This is a genomic window from Chitinimonas sp. (genome assembly GCF_041904975.1).
Lineage (GTDB): Bacteria > Pseudomonadota > Gammaproteobacteria > Burkholderiales > Chitinimonadaceae > Chitinimonas.
In genome coordinates, this window is the sequence record NZ_JAYRLZ010000338.1 from 1 (window position 1) to 4,105 (window position 4,105).

Annotated in this window: 2 protein-coding genes and 1 pseudogene; 1 reads left to right on the top strand and 2 read right to left on the bottom strand. The window is 62.9% G+C overall.

Going from position 1 to position 4,105, the window contains the following annotated elements; all coding sequences use genetic code 11:
• A pseudogene (locus ACE3OH_RS20335) lies at window positions 1–421 on the top strand (hypothetical protein); the annotation flags it as partial.
• Window positions 422–439: 18 nt separating this feature from the next.
• Here ACE3OH_RS20335 and ACE3OH_RS20340 read toward each other — a convergent pair.
• The gene (locus ACE3OH_RS20340; RefSeq protein WP_374357433.1) at window positions 440–2,596 is read right to left on the bottom strand and encodes a YgiQ family radical SAM protein; all 2,157 of its coding nucleotides are present in this window, start codon (window positions 2,594–2,596) and stop codon (window positions 440–442) included.
• Between the two features lie 174 nt (window positions 2,597–2,770).
• Window positions 2,771–4,105: M13 family metallopeptidase (locus tag ACE3OH_RS20345; RefSeq protein ID WP_374357430.1), on the bottom strand; the 1,335-nt coding region annotated here is incomplete at its 5' end.

The following is a 4,105-nucleotide window of genomic DNA, read 5'->3' on the forward strand; positions in this document are numbered from 1 at the left end:
GAACCGCAAGAAGGGCGACTATGGCTACCGCATACTGGTGCGCAGCCCCGGCCTTGATGCACAGACCCAACGCCTTGGCGATCTGCGCCTGATGTGTCAGGTGCAGTGGGCGATCAGCAAGCCGGAACTGAGCTTCGCCACCCGCGCCATGCTGTCGGTAATGGGCAACCCGTGCGAATCAGAACGGGTAGGCATGGGTCTGGAAGCGCCCAGCAAGGACACCCGCATTACGCTCAGCTACGGCGACAAATCGCTCGCCCTGCCGGTCCGGGCCGTAAAGAACGATGTGTTTTTCTGGATTCCTGCCGCCGATAAAGACTGGCCGGACGATACCCTGATCCATTACTCGGAACCCGCCCCGAAGGTAAGCCGCAGCCTGCGGGTGGGTATGGGGTTCAGCAAGTTCAAGACTGGCGAGTAGGCGTCCGCAGCACAAGCCTTACCGCCCCTTCCCCCGCCCCAGATTCGGTTTCTTGCCCTTGCCCTGGCGCAAATTCGGTTGGCGTGGCGGCGTGATGCGGCCTACCGAGCCGGGGCCGCCGCCGCCGCGGGCGTTGCCGCGCGGGGCTTGTTGCTGGCGCTCTTCCGCCGTCGGGTGCGGCACCAGGCAATGAGCGGCGCCGCCGATCAGATCGGCACGTCCCATGCGGGTCAGCGCCTCGCGCAGCAGCGGCCAGTGTTTCGGGTCGTGATAGCGCAAAAAGGCCTTGTGCAGGCGGCGTTGCTCGGCGCTTTTCACTGCCACCACTTTTTCCGAGCTGCGGCCCAGCTTTTTGAGCGGATTGCGGCCGGTGTGCCACATGGTGGTGGCCAGCGCCATCGGTGTCGGGGTGAAGGCCTGTACCTGATCGGGACGGAAGTTGTTCTGTTTGAGCCAGATCGCCAGATTCAGCATGTCTTCATCGCTGCTGCCCGGGTGGGCGGCGATAAAGTAGGGGATCAGGTATTGCTGCTTGCCGGCCTGCTTGCTGAAGCGGTCGAACAATTCGCGAAAGCGCTCGAAGGTATCCACGCCCGGCTTCATCATCTTGCTGAGGGTGGCTTCTTCGGTGTGCTCCGGCGCGATCTTCAGGTAGCCGCTCACATGGTGGGTGACCAGCTCCTTGATGTATTCGGGCGAGCGCACCGCAATGTCGTAGCGCAGGCCCGAGCCGATGGTGATCTTCTTCACCCCGTCGATCGCCCGCGCCTTGCGGTACAGCTGGACCAGCGCGCTGTGGTCGGTATCGAGGTTCTCGCAAATGCCGGGGTAAACGCAGCTGAGCTTGCGGCAAGCCGATTCGATCTTCGGATCCTTGCAGGCCAGCCGGTACATGTTGGCGGTGGGGCCGCCCAGATCGGTGATATGGCCCTTGAAGCCGCGGGTCTTGTCGCGAATCTCTTCGATCTCGCGCAGGATCGAGTCTTCCGAGCGGCTTTGAATGATGCGGCCCTCATGCTCGGTAATCGAGCAGAAGGTACAGCCGCCAAAGCAGCCGCGCATGATATTGATCGAATGCTTGATCATCTCCCACGCCGGGATATGGGCATTGCCATAGCTCGGGTGCGGGTTGCGGGCGTAAAACTGGTCGAACACATAGTCCATTTCCGGGGTGGTGAGCGGAATCGGCGGCGGGCTGATCCACACATCGCGCTCGCCATGCGCCTGCACCAGTGCGCGGGCATTGCCCGGGTTGGATTCCAGATGCAGCACCCGGCTGGCGTGAGCATACAGCACCGGGTCGTGCGCCACTGCCTCATAGGCCGGCAGCCTTACCACCACTTTTTGCCGTGCTTCGAGCTTGGCGCGCACCCGTTCGGCCTTGCTGACCAGCCGTACCGGCAGCGCCCCTTCGGGCAATGCCGGACCATTGGCGGGTTTGGGCGCTTCCGGCTCCATGGCATAGGGGTCGGGGTGGGCATCGACGCGGCCCGGGGTATCGACGGTGGTCGAGTCCTCTTCCGTCCAAGCAGCATCGGGCCGCCAGCCGGACGGCACGATAAACGCGGTGCCGCGGATATCGTGCATATCGCGCAGCTTTTCGCCACGGGCGGCGCGCTGGGCGATGGCGACCAGCGCCCGCTCGGCATTGCCATACAGCAGGATGTCGGCCTTGGCGTAAACCAGCGCCGACTGGCGCACCTTATCGCTCCAGTAGTCGTACTGGGCAATACGGCGCAAGCTCGCTTCAATGCCGCCGATCATGATCTGCACGCCGGGGAAGGCCTCGCGGCAGCGTTGCGAATAGATGGTCACCGCCCGATCCGGCCGCTTGTTGGCCTCGCCATGCGGGGTATAGGCATCGTCCGAGCGTGGCTTCTTGTCGGCGGTGTAGCGATTGATCATCGAATCCATATTGCCGGCGGTCACGCCAAAGAACAGCCGTGGCTTGCCCAGCGCCTTGAACGCCTCGGCGCTATCCCAGGCGGGCTGGGCAATGATGCCGACCCGGAAGCCCTGCGCTTCCAGCAAGCGCCCTACCAGCGCCATACCAAAGCTGGGGTGATCGATATAGCAGTCGCCCGTCACCAGGATGATGTCGCAGGCATCCCAGCCCAATGCATCCATCTCGGCACGGGACATGGGCAGAAAGGGCGCAGGCTGGCGCGGCGACATGCCGGCAGGCAATTCACTGATGGCGGGAATGCCGTCGGGGCCGGTCTTGACGTAATCGGACATGGAAAACAGACGATCAAAAAGCAAAATAGCCGGCCATTGTCGCAGAAATGGCCGGCCAAGTCTTGAAAAACGCTGTGATTTCAGTGGGATAGCATGGTTGCCAGCAGGGTTTTACCAAAGGCGGATGCGTTGGGCTGCCGGGCGATACAAACCATCGCCTGGCCGGGTGGCAAAGGCCTGGTGAAAGGCATCGCTATTGGACACCGGGCCATTGCAGCGAAAGGCCTGCGGCGCATGCACGTCATTGCTGAGCAGATCGAGCATCAACTCATCGCGCAGCTTGCTGCGCTTGCTTTGCGCATAGGCGAGGAAGAAGCGCTGCTCGCCGGTGTAGCCGCCGATCACCGGGGATGGCTTGCCGGCCAGCGACATCTGGTAGGCCTTGAAGGCGATCTGCACGCCGGCGAGGTCGGCCAGATTCTCCGGCAAGGTGCGTTTGCCATCGATGTTCTTGCCGGGCAGGGCCTCGTAGCGGTTGAACTGCTCGACCAGTTTGCTGGCGATGGCGTCGAATGCCTGGCGATCGGCATCCTGCCACCAGTTGCGCATGGCGCCATCGCCATCGAACTGATTGCCGAGGTTATCAAAGCCGTGGCTGATCTCATGGCCAATCTGGGTGCCCAGTGCGCCATAGTTGTAGGCATCGTCTGCGGTTGGGTTGAAAATCGGCGCCTGCAGAAAACCGGCCGGGAAGTTGATCGCATTCACCGTCGGGTCGTAATAGGCATCCACCGTTTGTGGCGTCATCATCCAGTCGCTGCGCTGCACCGCTTTGCCGACCTTGCCGGCCTGATACAGCCATTCGAAACGTTTGGCGCGGTGCAGATTGCCCAGCGCATCGCCGGCCTTGATCTGCAAGGCGCCGAAGTCGCGCCAAGTATCCGGGTAGCCGATCTTGACCTGGTATTTGCTCAGTTTATCCAGCGCCTGCTGGCGGGTGGGGGCGCTCATCCACGGCGTCTGGCCGATCAGTGCGCGGCTGGCAGCGAGGATATTGCCGACCATGGCCTTCACCTGCGCCTTGTGGGCGCTGGGGAAGTAACGCTCCACATACAGCTTGCCGAGCGGCTCCCCCAGCAGGGTGTTGAGCAAGGCAATGCCTTGTTCATTGCGCGGCTTGGGGCTGCTCACCCCGGTCAGGGCGGTGCCATTGAAGGCAAAGCTGGCTTTGCGCACCGCATCGGGCAGCACGGCTGCCGCTTCGTCGAGGCTGCGCAGCTTGAAATACAGCTTCCAGTCGGCCAGCGGTAGCTCGCCATACAGTTTGGCAATCGCGGCGGCGGTCGCCGGGGTGGTGATCACCAGGGTATCGTCGGCCGACAAGCCGGCGGCCGTAGCAAAGGCCGGCCAGTCAAAACCCGGCGCTTGTTGCTGCAAGGCGGTGGCGCTCATCGGGTTATACATCTTGCCGGGGTCGCGGGCGTCCTCTGGTGCCACCTGTCGGGC

Coding starts and splice junctions, on each gene's coding strand:
- ACE3OH_RS20340 (WP_374357433.1), bottom strand. CDS start 2,596: ATGTCGCCGCGCCAGCCTGCGCCCTTTCTGCCCATGTCCCGTGCCGAG.